Raw genomic sequence first — 16,041 nt, 5'->3', positions numbered from 1 at the left:
CGTTGACCTTGCTCCTCGCTGGGCCTAGATCAACAAAATGTTGAATAGCCAACTCTCTCATCTTCCGGCGCTGGAGCCGGGCAGCGTCTGGCTCGTCGGGGCCGGCCCCGGTGATCCCGGGCTGTTGACGCTGCTGGCTGCCAAGGGACTTTCCGAGGCTGATGTCATCGTGCACGACGCGCTCGTCAACGAGGAATGCCTGGCGCTGGCGCGGCAGCAGGCGGTGGTGGAATTTGCGGGAAAACGCGGCGGCAAGCCTTCGGCGAAACAGCGCGACATCTCGCTACGGCTGGTTGAGCTGGCGCGGGCCGGCAAGCGAGTGCTGCGGCTAAAAGGCGGCGACCCCTTCGTCTTCGGCCGTGGCGGCGAAGAGGCGCTGACGCTGGTCGAGCACAACATCCCCTTCCGCATCGTGCCCGGCATCACCGCCGGCATCGGTGGGCTTGCCTATGCCGGCATTCCGGTGACACATCGCGACATCAACCATGCCGTCACCTTCCTCACCGGCCATGATTCCTCCGGCATCGTGCCCGACAGGATCAACTGGGAGGCGATCGGCCGGGGTTCACCTGTCATCGTCATGTATATGGCGATGAAACATATTGCCGAGATCAGCGCCCGGTTGATCGCCGCCGGCCGGCCGCCGTCCGAACCCGTTGCCTTCGTCTGCAACGCCGCCACCGGCCGGCAGCAGGTGCTGGAAACGACGCTTGGCGACGCGCCCGAGACAGTCGCCGCCTCCGGGCTCGAGCCGCCAGCGGTGGTCGTCGTCGGCGAGGTGGTGCGGCTCAGAGCCTCGCTCGACTGGCTCGGCGCCCTGGCGGGCCGGCGCCTGCAATCCGATCCATTTCGCCGGTCCGGCCAGGTGCTGATATGAGCGGCCTTCTGATCGCAGCCCCTTCCTCCGGCGCCGGCAAGACGACGGTGACGCTCGGGCTGCTGAGGGCGCTGCGCCGACGCGGCGTTGCGGTGGCACCCGGCAAGGCCGGGCCGGATTACATCGATCCCGCTTTCCATGCGGCGGCAAGCGGCACGCCTTGCCTGAATTTCGATCCCTGGGCGATGCGCCCGGAACTGATCTCGGCCAATTCAGCCCTTCACCGCTCCGGCGACCGCATCCTCGTCATCGAGGCGATGATGGGACTTTTCGACGGAGCGGCCGACGGAAAGGGGACGGCGGCCGATCTTGCCGCCCAGCTCGGCCTCTCCGTGGTGCTGGTCGTCGATGCCTCGCGCATGTCGCAATCGGTGGCGCCGCTGGTATCAGGATTCGCCGGCTTTCGCGCCGATGTCCGCGTTGCCGGCGTCATCCTCAACAAGGTCGGCAGCGAACGGCATGAGGCGATGCTGCGCCACTCGCTCGAAGCGATCCGCATGCCTGTTGTCGCCGTGATCGCCAGCGACAAGACGCTTGCCTTGCCGGAGCGCCATCTCGGCCTCGTCCAGGCCGGTGAACATGCGACGCTTGAGAATTTCATCGACCATGCGGCGGACGCCGTTTCCGAGGAATGCAATTTCGAATTCCTGCTGCGCATCGCAAGGCAGGGGCTCAACCGGCCGTCTGCCGCCAATATCGATCGGCTGATGCCGATCGGCGCCCGCATCGCCGTGGCGCGCGATGTCGCCTTCGCCTTTTCTTACGAGCATATGCTGCTGGGGTGGCGCCGCCGCGGGGCCGATATTTCCTTCTTCTCGCCGCTCGCCGACGAGGCGCCGGCCGGCAACGCCGATGCGATCTATCTGCCGGGCGGTTATCCCGAGCTGCATGCGGGACGGCTCTCCCAAGCGCAGAATTTCCGCGCCGGCATGCTCGATGCGGCGGCGCGCGGCATCAGGATCTACGGCGAGTGCGGCGGCTACATGGTGCTCGGCGATGGGCTGATCGATGCCGAGGGCAAGCGCCATGAAATGCTCGGCCTGCTGCCTGTTGTCACCAGCTATGCCGAGCGCCGGCGTCATCTCGGCTATCGCCGTGTGACACCGCTCGACGGCGCCTTCTTCGCGCGGACGATGACGGCGCATGAATTCCACTATTCCAGCGTTGTTTCCGAGGGCGAGGGAAAGCGGCTGTTTGCCGCACAGGACGCTTTGGGAACCGATCTCGGTGCTGTCGGGCTCCGGCGCGGCCAGGTAGCTGGCTCCTACATGCATCTGATCGATCTTGCGAGAGCGGCCGCGTGAGCGCGCCGATCGCCCACGGCGGCGGCATTACCGCCGCAGCCGCTGCTTTCGGCGGCAGGCCGGAAGACTGGCTCGACCTTTCCACCGGCATCAACCCCTGTCCCGTCGCCCTGCCTGACATCCCGGCAATGGCCTGGCACCGTCTGCCGGACAGGCATCTCGTCGACGAGGCAAGATTTGCGGCGCGCGATCATTATGGCAGCGGAGCGATCCTGCCGCTGCCGGTGCCCGGGACGCAATCCGTGATCCAGCTCCTGCCGCGCCTGCTTCGACAGGGAGGCCGGGGCGCCGCGACGGACGACAGGGTCGCCGTGACGGACAATAGGATTGTCGTGGTATCGCCGACTTACGGCGAATATGCGCGCGCCTTCGCCTCTGCCGGTTTTGTCGTCGATGCGGTCGATGATATTGCTGCGACCGGCGGTGAACACAGGCTTGCGGTCGTCGTCAATCCGAACAATCCGGACGGCAGGGTCTGGCCGGCCAAAACGCTGATCGGCCTGCACGACAGGATGAAAGCGGCAGGCGGGATTCTCGTCGTCGACGAGGCCTTCGGTGATGCCGATCCGGCGCGGAGCCTCGCAGCCCACGCGCAAGAGCTCTCCAACCTGATCATTTTCCGCTCCTTCGGGAAGTTTTTCGGGCTTGCCGGCCTGCGGCTCGGTTTTGCAATCGCGCGCGAGGATATTCTGGCTCGTATCGAGGACTGGCTTGGCCCTTGGGCGGTCTCCGGCCCGGCGCTGTCGCTGGCCGCCTCGCTGTTTCGCTCCGACGTCTCCGCGATCCGCCACTCTCTCGATAAACGTAGCGCCGCGCTGCAGGCGACGCTGACTTCGGCCGGGTTGAGGATCAGGGGAGGAACGGCATTGTTCACCCTTGCCGCCGATAGCAGGGCGAGCGACATTTACACGCATCTTTGCCGGCATCATATTCTCGTCCGCAAGTTCGATTATGCGCCGGATTGGCTGCGGTTCGGCTTGACGCCCGATCCGGCGGCGGACAGGCGGCTTGGCGAAGCCCTTCAGGGATTTGAGCGATGACGATCGACGAAAACCTTCTTGTGCTGCTTCTGGCGCTGCTGCTCGACCGGATCGCCGGCGATCCGCAGTGGCTGTGGTCACGCGTGCCGCATCCCGTCGTCATGTTCGGCGTGGCGATTTCCTATGCCGACCAGCAGCTCAATCCCTCAAGCCTTACGGGCTCCCAGCGCCGGATGAACGGCGTCGCGGCAATCCTGGCGCTGCTGCTGCTGTCGATCGCCGCGGGCTTCGTGTTCGATCGGTTCTTCGCGCTCTTCGGCCTTGCCGGCCTCGTGCTGGAGGCCGGTCTGGTGGCGATTTTCCTGGCGCAGAAGAGCCTTGCCGATCATGTCGCGGCCGTCGCGACCGCCTTGCGCGGCGAAGGGCTCGCCGGCGGCCGGAACGCTGTCTCCCGCATCGTCGGCCGCGATCCCGAAACGCTCGACGAGCCGGCCGTCTGCCGCGCGGCGATCGAAAGCCTTGCGGAAAATTTCTCCGACGGCGTCGTGGCGCCGGCCCTATGCTATGCCATCTTCGGCCTCCCGGGCCTGCTTGCCTATAAGATGCTGAACACGGCCGATTCGATGATCGGCCACAGATCGGAAAAATACATCGATTTCGGCTGGGCCGCTGCCCGGCTCGACGATATCGTCAACTGGCCGGCCGCGCGGCTCTCCATCCTGCTGATCGCCGCCGGGGCCTGTATCCGGCGCGGCATGAGCCCCTGCCGCGAGGCGATCCGCGTGGCGATGCGCGACGGCGGCCTGCACCGCTCGCCGAATTCCGGCAGGCCGGAGGCGGCCATGGCCGGCGCCCTCAATGTCCAGCTCGCCGGACCGCGCATTTATGGCGGTGTCGTCGTGACGGAGCCGATGATCAACAACCCGGGGCGGGACGTCGCCACCGCCGCGGACATTGAAGACGGCGTGTCGGTGTTCTATGCCAGCTGCATGGTGCTCACCGGTCTGATCTTCGGGTTGTTTCTGTGTTTTCTGTAGGGCGCCACGCAGCGCGTCCACGCCCCGGTGGACAGCTCCGCCGCAAAGGTTTATGCGAAGCGCCTCATATCTCATCAGACCGGAAGCAGAGCGATGACAGTTCAGGTTGAATTACCGTGCCCGAAGTGCAAGAGCACCAAGATGAAGTTCGAGCGGCCCGAAATCCGGGAGACCGATATCATTACCTGTGCCGCCTGCGGTCACAATCTCGGCACGATGGCCTCTATCCGCGAGAAGATGAACAAGGCCTATCAGCGCGTCAGCCGGCCTGCGGCCGGGCGCAAGCTCCAGTAGGTTAGTTGCTCACGGCTTAAACGTGTTAAAATTGTGATTACCATTCGGATTAAAGCAATATAGAAAGTATTGGCTTAGTCTCTCTGTCGTGAGGGCGCAATAAACTGCGCGGGTGCGAAGAGGGGCTATCATGAAGACGATTTTGGCGGCTGCGGCCGCAAGTTTATTGCTGCAGTTTTTTCCCGTTGCCGCCGAGGCAGCAATGCTGGTTGCCAATATCAGCATCGGCAAGCAGACGATGACCGTCACCGAGAACGGCTTCGTCAAGTATCGCTGGAAGGTTTCGACCGCACGCAACGGCTACGTCACGCCCACCGGTTCGTGGAGCGCCAAGTGGCTGTCGCGCGATCATCGTTCCCGGAAATACGACAATGCGCCGATGCCCTACGCTGTGTTCTTCAACGGCGGTTACGCCGTTCACGCCACTTTCGACCTGAAGCGCCTGGGCCGGCCGGCCTCGCATGGCTGCGTCCGCCTGCATCCCGACAATGCGGCCGAGTTCTTCTCGCTGGCGCGTCAGGCCGGCCTTGCCAATACCCGTGTGGTGATTACGCGCTGATTTTCTTTTCCAGCTCATCCATGCCGGGGACGACGATATGCCGGATGTTCTCGATGCGGATGACTCCCTCTTTGCGCAGCCGGGTCAACTGGCGGCTGACGGTTTCGATCGTCAGCCCGAGAAAATCGGCGATGTCGGCGCGCGATAGCGGCAGATCGAAGGCGGTGCTGGTGGCCGTTTGCGGCTCGGCATGCGTGGCGATGAGGTGGAGCAGGCTTGCGACCTTCTCCTCGGCGGTGCGCCGGCCGAGCGTCAGCATCCATTCGCGCGCGGCATCCAGCTCCTTCAGTGCCTGATCGTGGAGGCTGCGCTGCAATTCCCTAGTCTCTGATATCATGCGGTCGAGCAAGTTGCGGGGGACGACGCAGATTTCGGCATCGGTCGCAGCCTCGGCCGACAGCGTGCTCTCGCGCACGAAAGGCCTGCCGACGAAATCTGGGGCGAATTGCAGGCCGACGATCTGCTGGCGACCGTCCGGCATCACCTTGCAGAGCTTCACCACCCCGCGCATGATGTTCGAATAGAAAGAGCTTTCCGACGCTTGAGCGACGATCTCAGAGCCCGCATCGACCTTGCGGCGCAGCGAATGGCGGCCGAGCTCTCGCAACTGGCTGCTCGACAAGGCGCCACAGACGACGCCGTGCCGGGCCTGGCAGGAACGGCAAGCGACGGGCGTGCCGGCCTCGGAAACCTTACTGCGTGCGACGTCCATTTCCTGATCCCTTCGAAATCCGGATGCACCCGGCATGCCCGGGCATGGCTGGCTCTTCCGAGACGATTACGCCGCGATTGCGAGTTGGTTCGGCTATCCCGATTTCTTCCCGCGTCGCTTGATGATTATCAAATTTTCGGGGCCTGCGATTTGATCCAGATCAACTGTCCGGGCTTGCGGCTCCGGCCGGGGGCGCTTGCTTCGAGGCGAGGCCGTCCGCGGCTTTGATTCGGATGCTTGTTGCGCCGTCGGCGCAGGGGCTGCAGCGGCATCGCCCCGCCTCGGGTGACGGGAACGGCCTGCATTCCATTGCTGTTTAGGCAACACCCCGCCGGCAAATTGCCGCAACGCCGGGACGAAAGCATTGGCTTTTGAAATGGATTTGCCTATGAGGAGGTTTAAATCGTCATTTCATGAGGTACAGCGCGTGACCGCTACATTCGATAAAGTTGCCGACATTATTGCAGAAACCAGCGAGATCGACCGCGCGACGATCACGCCGGAGAGCCATACGATCGACGACCTCGGTATCGACAGCCTCGATTTCCTCGACATCGTCTTTGCGATCGACAAGGAGTTCGGCATCAAGATTCCGCTCGAAAAGTGGACGCAGGAAGTCAACGAGGGCAAGGTTTCCACCGAAGAATATTTCGTGCTGAAGAACCTCTGCGCCAAAATCGACGAGCTCAAAGCAGCCAAGGCCTGAGGACATAACCGTCTTTTTTTGAGCGCCCTGCCGCCTGACTATGGCGGCTGGGCGGTTTCGTTCCTAACTAGGCGTCACCGGCGGGCGGATCTGGCCTGTCGGGCCGGAGGATCCGAATGCTGCTGGAATATTTCCAGATGATTGACCGCGTCGAAGCGGTGGACCTGAAAAAGGGCACGCTGAACGCGCGATCCGTCGTGCCGGCCAAGAGCCCTGTCTTCGAGGGTCATTTTCCCGGCATGCCGCTCGTTCCCGGTGTGCTGTTGATCGAGACCATGGCGCAGGCCTCCGGCATGCTGGTGCTTGCCGTCACCAACTTCGCCGCCATGCCTTTCCTGATGTCAGTCGACGGCGCCAAGATGCGCACGTTCGTCGAGCCGGAAGCCGTGCTCGACATCGAGGCGGTGCTTGAGCACGACGGTTCGGGTTTCGCGGTTACCAAGGCTAAAATCACCAGCGCCGGCAAGAAGGTCTGTGATGCGCAGCTGAAGCTTCGCACCATGCCGTTTTCCGAAGTGCCGCTCGGCGATATCGTCAAAAAACGTGCCGGCGAGATCGGGCTTCTCGAAGCGATCGCGGCGCAGGGAGTGGTTGGATGAGCAAGGCTGCAAACGACGTCGTCATCTCAGGCATCGGCATCGTCACCTGTCAGGGCGTCGGTAAGGATGCGCATATCGCGCTACTTTCGGCGGCAAGCGCGCCGAAGGCGATCGTCGAGACTGAGAAGTTCAAGCCCTATCCGGTGCATCCGCTGCCCGAAATCGACTGGTCGCAGCAGATCGCCAAGCGTGGCGACCAGCGCCAGATGGAGAACTGGCAGCGCATCGGCGTCTTCGCCGCAGGCTTGGCACTCGACGATGCCGGCTTCAAAGACAATCTCGAGGCCTGTGGCACGATGGACATGATCGTAGCGGCCGGCGGCGGCGAGCGCGACATCAATGTCGATACGCTGATTGTCGACGAGGCGCTGAAGCGCAACGACCGCGAATTGCTGCTGAACGAGAAGCTGACGACAGAGCTCAGGCCGACGCTGTTCCTCGCCCAGCTTTCCAACCTGCTCGCCGGCAACATCTCGATCGTGCATAAGGTCACCGGCTCGTCGCGTACCTTCATGGGCGAGGAAGCGGCAGGGATTTCAGCCGTCGAGACCGCCTTCTATCGCATTAAATCAGGCGAATCCTCGCATGCGCTGGTCGGCGGCGCCTTCGCAGCGGAGCGGCCGGATATGATCCTGCTCACCGAAGCGATCGGCGCCCATGCGCGCGGCGACTGGGTGCCGCTCTGGTCGCGCAAATCAAGCGACGGCGGCGGCATGATCACTGGTTCGGCCGGCGCCTTCCTGGTGCTGGAATCGCGCCAGCATGCGGAAGCGCGCGGCGCGCATATCTATGCTGTCATCGATGCGGTCGAGGGCGACCGCGGCAACCGCAATGCCGGCAATCTCGAGGTCCGGCTGGAGCGGCTTTTAGCACCCGCCACCGGGCTTGCCGCCGAAAGCACGGCGATCTTTTCCGGCTCGACCGGCATGCACGATCTTGCCGCCCGCGAGCGGGCAGTGCTCGAACATCAATTGCCCGGTGCTGCAATCCGTGGCTTTGGCGGCGTCACCGGCCATACGATCGAGACGCAGTTCACGCTGGGTCTGGCGCTTGCAGCGCTTGCCGTCGACGGCAAGGCCAAGGTTCCGGCCTTCGATGCTGCCCATGAAGCGCCGATGCGGGCAGGCGCCACCGCCGCCGTCGTGACCGCGGTCGGACACCAGCGCGGCGAGGGCGTTGCCGTCCTTTCCGCAAATGCGTGAGGAGTGAAAGATATGACAGCTTCCGCTTACAGGGATCACCTCGGCCGTCCGATCGTGGCCGTGACCGGCATGGGTATCATCACCTCGCTCGGTCAAGGCCTCAGCGACAACTGGGCAGCGCTTTCGTCAGGCACCTCGGGCATCCACGAGATCAACCGTTTCCCGACCGAAGGATTGTCGACGCGGATCGCCGGCACCGTCGATTTCATCGGCATCCCGGCCCCGAATGCCGTCGAGCGCTCCTACGCCTTCGCCCGCGAAACGACGATCGAGGCGCTTGCCGATGCCGGCCTTTCCGGCGATTTCAATGGCCCGCTTTTCCTCGCCGCTCCGCCGATCGAGCCGGAATGGAGCGCCCGTTTCGAGCTTGCCGACCGTTCGCCGGCCTCCGAGCATCCTGGTGATGCTTATGAACGTTTCCTGACGGCGTTGCGTCAACGGCCAGATCCGGCCTTCCATGAGGCGGCCCTGTTTGGCGCGATTTCGGAGCGGCTTGCCGACCGGTTCGGCACGCGCGGCCTTCCGGTCACGCTGTCGACGGCCTGCGCCTCCGGCGTTACGGCGATCCAGCTCGGCATCGAGGCGATCCGCCAGGGCCGCACCGATCGCGCCCTGACGGTTGCAACCGACGGCTCTCTCAGCGCCGAAGCGCTGATCCGCTTCTCGCTGCTGTCGGCCCTTTCGACGCAGAACGATCCGCCGACCAAGGCATCCAAGCCGTTCAGCAAGGATCGCGACGGTTTCGTCATCGCCGAAGGTGCGGCGACGCTGGTGCTGGAATCGCTGGAAGCGGCGGTCGCCCGCGGCGCCAAGGTGCTCGGCATCATGAAGGGCGCCGGCGACAAGGCAGACAGCTTCCACCGCACCCGCTCCTCGCCGGACGGCGGCCCGGCGATCGCGACGATCCGCGCGGCCCTTGCCGATGCCGGCATCGACGAAAGCGGCATCGGCTACATCAACGCGCACGGCACCTCGACGCCGGAGAACGACAAGATGGAATATGGGGCGATGTCGGCCGTCTTCGGCGAGCGGCTCGTCGGCATTCCGGTTTCCTCGAACAAGTCGATGATCGGCCATACGTTGACGGCGGCGGGCGCCGTCGAGGCGGTGTTCTCGCTGCAGACGATGCTGACAGGGACGCTGCCGCCGACGATCAACTACACCAATCCCGATCCGTCGATCGTTCTCGATGTCGTGCCGAACAAAAAGCGGGAAGCGCAGGTTTCCGCCGTGCTTTCCAACTCCTTCGGCTTCGGCGGGCAGAATGCCAGCCTTGTCATGGCGCTCGAACCGGCTTAAGCGGTTCCCGACACATTTTTGAGATGAGATGAAGCCTACAGCATCGGCCCGAAAATCGGGCGATTTTCGGAAAGCCTGATGCGTAGATTTAAAGAGTTAGAGCGTCCTTTGTGCGTCCGAACGGACGCACGGCGCTCTAACGGCGAGGGATTTTGCCATGCGCGCTTTGCAACTGATCGATGACCGCAAGCTTGAGATCACCGACCTGCCGGAACCGGATGCGCCTGCCGCCGGTGAGGTGACGCTGCGCGTCAAGGCGGTGGCGCTCAACCATATCGACGTCTGGGGCTGGCGCGGCATGGCATTCGCCAAGCGCAAGATGCCGCTGGTCATCGGTGCGGAGGCTTCCGGCGTCGTGGAAGCGATCGGCCCGGGTGTCGCCAACGTGCTGCCGGGACAGCTCGTTTCCATCTACGGTGCGCGCACCTGCGGCCTTTGCCGCCCCTGCCGCGAAGGCCGCGACAATCTCTGCGAACATGTCTCCGGCGTGCACGGCTTCCATCTCGACGGCTTTGCGCAGGAGAAGGTCAACCTTCCCGCGCGGCTGCTGGTGCCGGCTCCTCCCGGCGTCGACGCGATCGGCGCGGCACTCGCTCCCGTCACCTTCGGCACGGTCGAGCACATGCTGTTCGACAATGCCAAGCTTGAACCTGGCGAAACGATCCTCGTCCATGCCGGCGGCTCCGGCATCGGCACGGCAGCGATCCAGCTTGCCAAGAAAATCGGCTGCACTGTCATCACCACGGTCGGTTCGGACGACAAGATCGAAAAGGCCAAGGCGCTCGGTGCCGATCATGTCATCAACTACCGCACGGACCGCTTCGAGGGCGTGGTGCGCAAGCTCACCAAGAAGAAGGGCGTCGACGTCGTCTTCGAACATGTCGGCAAGGATACCTGGGCGGGTTCGATGCTCTGCATGAAGCGCGGCGGGCGGCTCGTCACCTGCGGCTCTACCTCGGGTGTTTCCACGGATATGAACCTGATGATGCTGTTCCAGCAGCAGCTGAAGCTTTTCGGCTCCTTCGGCTGCCGCATGGAGAACATGGCGGATGCGATGCAGAAGATGGGCCGTGGACTCGTCCATCCCGTCATCGATACCGAGGTCAGCTTCAGCGATATCGATCGGGCGCTGGAGCGGATGGAATCGCGCCAGATCTTCGGCAAGATCATTCTGAAAATGGATTGAGCCCCAAGTGAAGCTCCTCATCACCCGGATCGTTCTGGCGCTCAGGCACTTCCAGCAATGGCTGGTGGCGCAGGTGATGTTCGGCTTTCTGAATGTGCTGAAGCTGTTTCCAGCTGATGGCGCGATTCGCTTCGCCGACAGGATGACGCGCCGACTCGGCCAGCGGACGCGCCGCCACAAGCTGATGCTCGTCAATCTGCGCAACGCCTTCCCTGAGAAAAGCCAAGCTGAGATCGAAGAGATCGCGCTCGCAAGCTGGGGCAATATGGGCCGGCTGGCGGCCGAATACGTCTTCCTCGACCAGCTGTTCGACTATGATCCCGCAAATGCCGAGCCGGGCAGGGTGGAGGTGTCGGGCATCCCGATCTTTCTCGATCTGCGCGACAATCCGCGCCCCTTCATCGTCTTTACCGGCCATACCGCCAATTTCGAGCTGCTGCCGGTGGCCGGTGCCGCCTTCGGGCTTCATGTGACCGTGTTGTTTCGGCCGCCGAACAATCCCTATGTCGCCAAGAAGGTCTTCGATTTCAGGAGCGCGCGGATGGGCAAGCTGGTGCCGTCGCATGCCGGCTCCTCCTTCGCGCTCGCCCGTCAGCTGGAAGTCGGCCAAGGCGTGGGCGTGCTCGTCGACCAGAAATTTGGCAAGGGGCTGAAGGGCACCTTCTTCGGGCGCGACGTCAAGACCAATCCGCTGCTGCCGAAGCTGGTGCGCCAGTTCGACTGCGAGGTCTATCCGGCGCGCTGCATCCGGCTGCCAGGCAACCGCTATCGGCTGGAAATCGAGCCGCGGCTGGAAATGCCCCGCGACGCCAAAGGCAATCTCGACCTGCCGGCTGCCGCGCAGCTGCTCAACGACAAGGTGGAAAGCTGGGTGCGGGAATATCCGGAACAGTGGCTCTGGTATCACGACCGTTGGCAGATCAAGCAGACGCTCAGCTCCTAAAGCGCGACGCGATCTATCGGATTCGCTCTCGCGCGTCAGTTCTTTGTTTTGGTGCATGTCGTTATCTGCAAAACCGCGACACGCTTTTGCGCGACATGCTTTCAGAATATCCACCCCCAATTATCAGCGGTGAAAAGCGGCAATGGTCTCGGATTGAAACTGAGTGCATTTTTATGTTACCCGTCACTACCAGGACGCGAATAATGTCTACCGAAGGGCGCATTTTTCGAAATGTGCAGCCATAATAGGTCTCGGACCGTCTCTTGGGCCAATGGGAGTTGGGCGTCTTGCTGGAGCTTTTTCGAGCTTTTTCCTTGCGTTGCACGCAGATAGAGGAAGCCATACGCCTGGGTGATGATAAGCGCGTCACGGCGCTCGACGGCCATGTCGAGCCGCTGGTCGAGGCAATCCTCGCCCATCAAGCGGTCAATCTGCTCGAAGTCTACATGCAGCTGCAGTTTGTGACTCATCTCATCGGCCAAGACGCCGACGACAGCGCCAGCGTTACCGAGCACACGACGGTGCTTTCCTACCTGCTTGACCGCTATTTCGGCACGCATGGCCCGGACTGGCGCGTGCCGTCGCCGCAGGACGTGCGCATCGAGCCACCGCCGGCCTATGTGCCTGATACCGACAACGGCCAGTTTCTCAATTCGGCGATCCTCGAAAGCCTACCGGACCGGGTGGTGGTGCTGACCAGGGATTATCGCTTCCTCTATTCCAACCCAGCCAACTGCGCCTATCTCAACAAGAAGCCGATGGAACTCATCGGCCGCCATCTTTCCGAATTCATCGGAGAGGAGCTGTTTGCCGCGTGCGCCAAATACAAGCTCGACGACTGCTTTGCCGGTGAGCAGATCGAATACGCCTATGAGTGTCCGAACGGCAGCGGCGGACCGGGGCAAGTGCGCTGTCGCATGTCGCCGCTACGCGATGTCGGCGGTACGGTGATTGGCGCGCTGCTCGTCATGGAGGATATCGAGCCACAGCAGCCAACTGGCTGATCAATAGCTGGCCGCAACCAGCCAGGCACCTTCAGGCAGTCGCCCAGACGGCGAGTTCATATCCGTCGCGGTCGAGGAAATGGAAGCGGCGGCCTCCGGGAAAATCGGTGATCGGCCGGACGATGGTGCCGCCGGCTCTCTCGACCGACGTCAGCACCTCTTCGAGATCCCTGGCGTAGACGACAACCAGCGGGCCACCCGGTCGAACGGGGCCGAAATCGGTGAAGCCGCCCTTCAGCCGGCCATCGTCGAATTCGCAGTAATTGGGGCCGTAATCGGTGAAACGCCAGCCGAAGGCCGAGCCGTAAAAGGCTTTGGCGGCGGCGATGTCGGCAACGTTGAATTCGACATAATCGATGCGGCGATCGTGGTTTTCTGACTTCTCGGACATCTATCTCTCCATCAGGGCTTTCAGCATGGCGAGATCCTTCTCGACATGGGCGGCATCGGCTGAGAACTGCGCATCGGTCATGCCGGGCAGGCGCAACAGCGTGAACATGACCTCGCAGCCGTCGCCGTTCGGCACGATGCGCAGCGCATTATAGACCCGGAGACCAGATTCGATCGTCACCGTGTGGTCGATCACGCCGAATTCATTGGTCTGCACGAAGCTCACTTTAACGGTGCCAAGCGCGCCATGGGCAATCCAGTCGGCGCCGTTCGGCTCGAGGCCGCTCGCAAGGCCAGAGGCCCAGAGCGGCATGTTCTCCGGCTTGCCGGCGAAATCATAGACGTCGCGCCAGTCGCGCTCGATTGATTGGTGGATGATTTTCGCGGGCATCGTCGACATGGCTTGCAGGTCCTCGATATTGGGTCTTGCTGTCATAACAGGCCGATCCGCGGCGTCTTGAACAAAACGGTCGGCCCGGCCTTTTCGGCATGCTGAGTTGGCCAAGAATGGCGCCAGGTGTCAGGCCCGAGAGCTCGCCGACCTCGCGCGTCATGTGAGCCTGGTCGGCAAAGCCCGCTTCGAGTGCAAGATGGGCAAGCGGTATCGTGCCTGTCCTGCGGCAGAGGTCGAGGAAACGCTGGAACCGACGGATCCGTTCCAGCGTCTTGGCGCCATAGCCGAAATGGTGGTGACAGCGGCGGCGCAGCTGCCTTTCGCTCATGTCGAGCCGGCCGAGCAGCCCGGACGCCGGGCGGCGGCCGTCGGCAGCGGCGAAGATCACGGCGGCATCCTCAGCGGGTTCGTCCGCATCGCGCACGGCCTCTTCGAGCAGGCGGCCGAATAGCGCCATGGCATCGGCTGGATCGGGGCAATCGCCAAGCCGTGCCTCGAATTCGGCCGCGTGCTCCCAGCCGATGTCGGCAAGCGGCACCGAACAGCCGACCAGCGCCGAGAGCGGCGTCTTCAGCCAGGGTGCCGCGGCGCCCGGCGCAAAACGTGCGCCGATGACCGTGGTGCCCGGCCGGAGAGTGGGAAAGGCCGCCGTCCTGTCGGGCCCGGCGACTGCCAGCCGGCCATCGATCCAGAGGAGGTCGCAATAGCCGTCCGGCACGATCGCCACCTTTGCCGGCGGTCCGTCATGGAGCGCATGCGACCAGAACCGGTTGAAATGGCGTCGCAGCGCCGGCGGCGGCGCATATTCGCGGTAGCGGCCGGCACGGGCAGCGAGCAGCGCCGTATCTTTTCGTCTTTCCGGTGCCAAGACAGTATCTCCCGAAACGCCGATGATACCATCAGATAGGGCATCAAGGGCAGGTCGTGCGAAAACTTGGTTGCCGATGAGCGGGCGCAAGTGGTTGTCGGACAAGTCGGGATATTGCAAGCGTCATTTCATTGCTTTTGCGAACCGATTAGACCCTTGCGAGACTTGCCGTTTGACCGAGACAGTGCCACAACACCGGTCCAAATGACACATCGGAGGTTTGTCGTGGAAAAGGCAGAAATCGGACTGATCGGTCTTGCGGTCATGGGCTCCAACCTGGCGCTCAACATCGCGGAGAAAGGCAATAAAATTGCGGTCTTCAACCGTACGCCTGAGAAAACCGACGAATTCTACGAAAGCGCCGGCGATCTGAAAAAGCAGATTATTCCCTGCAAGACGATCGAAGAGTTCGTCGATGCAATCCGGCCGCCGCGCCCGATCATCATCATGATCAAGGCGGGGGATGCCGTCGATCAGCAGATGGAGGCGTTGCGCCCGCATCTGTCCAAGGGCGACATCATGATCGATGCCGGCAACGCCAATTTCCGCGATACCGTCGCGCGCTTCGACCGCCTCAAGGACACTGATCTCACCTTCATCGGCATGGGTGTTTCCGGTGGCGAAGAAGGTGCGCGCCATGGCCCGTCGATCATGGTCGGCGGCACGGAAGACTCCTGGAAGCGCGTCGAGAAGGTGCTGACCTCGATTGCCGCCCGCTACAATGACGAACCCTGCGTCGCCTGGCTTGGCAATGACGGCGCCGGTCATTTCGTCAAGACCATCCATAACGGCATCGAATATGCCGACATGCAGATGATCGCCGAAATCTACGGCATCCTGCGCGACGGCCTCGGCAAGAGTGCCTCCGACATCTCCGGCATCTTCGGGGAATGGAACAAGGGCCGGCTGAACTCCTACCTGATCGAGATTTCCGAGAAGGTGCTTGCGGCGACCGATCCGGTTTCCGGCGGCCCGATGGTCGACATGATCCTCGACAAGGCCGGCCAGAAGGGCACCGGCAAATGGTCGGCGATCGAAGCGCAGAACATGGGCATTCCGGCAACGGCAATCGAAGCCGCGGTCGCCGCCCGCAGCCTCTCCTCGATGAAGTCGCAGCGCGAAGCGGCGGAAAAGATCTTCGGCACGCAGGCCGTTTCTTTCCCGATCGCTTACGGTCCCGAGCTGAACAAGGATCTGGAACTGGCGCTCTTTGCCGCCAAGATCGGCGCCTATGCCCAGGGCTTCGCGGTGATGGCGGAAGCCTCGCGTGAGTTCAACTGGTCGCTGCCGATGCCGACCATTGCCCGGATCTGGCGCGCCGGCTGCATCATCCGCTCGCAGTTCCTCGATGAGATCACCTCGGCCTTCACCAAGGCGCCGGACGCTGCGAACCTCATCGTCACGCCCGCCTTCTCCGACATGGTCAAGGAATCGATCCCGGCGCTGCGCCGCGTCGTTGCCGCCGCCATCTCAGCCGGCCTGCCGGTGCCGGCACTGACCTCGGCACTCACCTATTTCGACGCCTACCGCCAGGGCAGGGGCACGGCAAACCTCATCCAGGCGCAGCGCGACTTCTTCGGCGCCCACGGCTTCGATCGCCTGGACGGCAAGGATTTCCACCACGGCCCCTGGGGCAGCGGTGCGGCGAGCTTCTAAGGTTTGCCGAGAAGAGATCGAGGAAGAGTCC

At 63.0% G+C, this 16,041-nt stretch carries 17 protein-coding genes and 1 pseudogene; 14 read left to right on the top strand and 4 right to left on the bottom strand.

All coding sequences use genetic code 11. The features are described from left to right. The first annotated feature begins 37 nt into the window (after window positions 1–37). The 6 genes from cobA to K6N12_RS22940 all read left to right on the top strand — a co-directional run bounded on the left by cobA (window position 38) and on the right by K6N12_RS22940 (window position 5,051). Window positions 38–877 carry a uroporphyrinogen-III C-methyltransferase gene (gene cobA, locus K6N12_RS22965; RefSeq protein WP_097625801.1) on the top strand — a complete coding sequence of 280 codons (840 nt, stop codon included), beginning with the start codon at window positions 38–40 and terminating at the stop codon, window positions 875–877. After that, window positions 874–2,181 (top strand): cobyrinic acid a,c-diamide synthase CobB, encoded by a 1,308-nt coding sequence (locus K6N12_RS22960; protein WP_097625800.1) that lies wholly within the window; start codon window positions 874–876, stop codon window positions 2,179–2,181. Before cobA ends, K6N12_RS22960 begins: the two co-directional genes overlap by 4 nt. Next, entirely contained in the window at window positions 2,178–3,221 is a 1,044-nt protein-coding gene (gene cobD / locus K6N12_RS22955) for a threonine-phosphate decarboxylase CobD (RefSeq protein WP_097625799.1), read from the top strand. Before K6N12_RS22960 ends, cobD begins: the two co-directional genes overlap by 4 nt. Continuing rightward, window positions 3,218–4,198, top strand: coding sequence for an adenosylcobinamide-phosphate synthase CbiB (gene cbiB, locus K6N12_RS22950; RefSeq protein ID WP_097625798.1), 981 nt, complete (start codon window positions 3,218–3,220; stop codon window positions 4,196–4,198). Before cobD ends, cbiB begins: the two co-directional genes overlap by 4 nt. A 93-nt stretch (window positions 4,199–4,291) precedes the next feature. Then, a complete protein-coding gene (locus K6N12_RS22945; RefSeq protein ID WP_003594021.1) occupies window positions 4,292–4,492 on the top strand; it encodes an ECs_2282 family putative zinc-binding protein in 201 nt (66 codons plus the stop codon). Between the two features lie 130 nt (window positions 4,493–4,622). Next, window positions 4,623–5,051: a L,D-transpeptidase gene (locus K6N12_RS22940; protein WP_097625797.1), complete on the top strand. Its 429-nt coding sequence runs from the start codon at window positions 4,623–4,625 to the stop codon at window positions 5,049–5,051. Here the strand turns inward: K6N12_RS22940 and K6N12_RS22935 are convergent. Next, entirely contained in the window at window positions 5,041–5,763 is a 723-nt protein-coding gene (locus K6N12_RS22935; RefSeq protein ID WP_097625796.1) for a Crp/Fnr family transcriptional regulator, read from the bottom strand. The genes K6N12_RS22940 and K6N12_RS22935 overlap by 11 nt on opposite strands. Before the next feature lie 427 nt (window positions 5,764–6,190). Here K6N12_RS22935 and K6N12_RS22930 point away from each other — a divergent pair, with 427 nt between their 5' ends. The 7 genes from K6N12_RS22930 to K6N12_RS22900 all read left to right on the top strand — a co-directional run bounded on the left by K6N12_RS22930 (window position 6,191) and on the right by K6N12_RS22900 (window position 12,702). Then, the gene (locus K6N12_RS22930) at window positions 6,191–6,469 is read left to right on the top strand and encodes an acyl carrier protein (protein WP_003540486.1); all 279 of its coding nucleotides are present in this window, start codon (window positions 6,191–6,193) and stop codon (window positions 6,467–6,469) included. A gap of 116 nt (window positions 6,470–6,585) precedes the next feature. Further along, entirely contained in the window at window positions 6,586–7,068 is a 483-nt protein-coding gene (locus K6N12_RS22925) for a 3-hydroxyacyl-ACP dehydratase FabZ family protein (RefSeq protein ID WP_097625795.1), read from the top strand. Beyond that, the gene (locus tag K6N12_RS22920; RefSeq protein WP_131711501.1) at window positions 7,065–8,270 is read left to right on the top strand and encodes a beta-ketoacyl-ACP synthase; all 1,206 of its coding nucleotides are present in this window, start codon (window positions 7,065–7,067) and stop codon (window positions 8,268–8,270) included. The genes K6N12_RS22925 and K6N12_RS22920 overlap by 4 nt, the downstream gene beginning before the upstream one ends. Before the next feature lie 12 nt (window positions 8,271–8,282). Beyond that, the gene (locus tag K6N12_RS22915; protein ID WP_012557954.1) at window positions 8,283–9,569 is read left to right on the top strand and encodes a beta-ketoacyl-ACP synthase; all 1,287 of its coding nucleotides are present in this window, start codon (window positions 8,283–8,285) and stop codon (window positions 9,567–9,569) included. A 157-nt stretch (window positions 9,570–9,726) separates the two neighbouring features. Beyond that, window positions 9,727–10,755 carry a zinc-binding dehydrogenase gene (locus tag K6N12_RS22910; RefSeq protein WP_097625793.1) on the top strand — a complete coding sequence of 343 codons (1,029 nt, stop codon included), beginning with the start codon at window positions 9,727–9,729 and terminating at the stop codon, window positions 10,753–10,755. A 7-nt stretch (window positions 10,756–10,762) separates the two neighbouring features. Further along, complete coding sequence (locus tag K6N12_RS22905; protein ID WP_097625792.1) at window positions 10,763–11,698, top strand: lipid A biosynthesis lauroyl acyltransferase; 936 nt, start codon at window positions 10,763–10,765, stop codon at window positions 11,696–11,698. 287 nt (window positions 11,699–11,985) lie between these two features. Next, window positions 11,986–12,702 (top strand): PAS domain-containing protein, encoded by a 717-nt coding sequence (locus K6N12_RS22900; RefSeq protein ID WP_097626051.1) that lies wholly within the window; start codon window positions 11,986–11,988, stop codon window positions 12,700–12,702. Window positions 12,703–12,733: 31 nt separating this feature from the next. Here the strand turns inward: K6N12_RS22900 and K6N12_RS22895 are convergent, their stop codons facing one another. The 3 genes and pseudogenes from K6N12_RS22895 to K6N12_RS22885 form a co-directional block, all read right to left on the bottom strand. Then, window positions 12,734–13,093 (bottom strand): VOC family protein, encoded by a 360-nt coding sequence (locus K6N12_RS22895; protein ID WP_003594033.1) that lies wholly within the window; start codon window positions 13,091–13,093, stop codon window positions 12,734–12,736. After that, entirely contained in the window at window positions 13,094–13,492 is a 399-nt protein-coding gene (locus K6N12_RS22890) for a polyketide cyclase (protein ID WP_097625791.1), read from the bottom strand. 79 nt (window positions 13,493–13,571) lie between these two features. Continuing rightward, window positions 13,572–14,354 (bottom strand): annotated as a pseudogene (locus K6N12_RS22885) (DUF6597 domain-containing transcriptional factor); the annotation flags it as partial. 204 nt (window positions 14,355–14,558) lie between these two features. Here K6N12_RS22885 and gndA point away from each other — a divergent pair. Further along, complete coding sequence (gndA, locus tag K6N12_RS22880; protein ID WP_179610373.1) at window positions 14,559–16,010, top strand: NADP-dependent phosphogluconate dehydrogenase; 1,452 nt, start codon at window positions 14,559–14,561, stop codon at window positions 16,008–16,010. Window positions 16,011–16,041 lie beyond the last annotated feature (31 nt).

Source organism: Rhizobium redzepovicii, assembly GCF_019793435.1.
Lineage (GTDB): Bacteria > Pseudomonadota > Alphaproteobacteria > Rhizobiales > Rhizobiaceae > Rhizobium > Rhizobium redzepovicii.
This window is presented reverse-complemented; position numbering and strand designations above follow the sequence as displayed.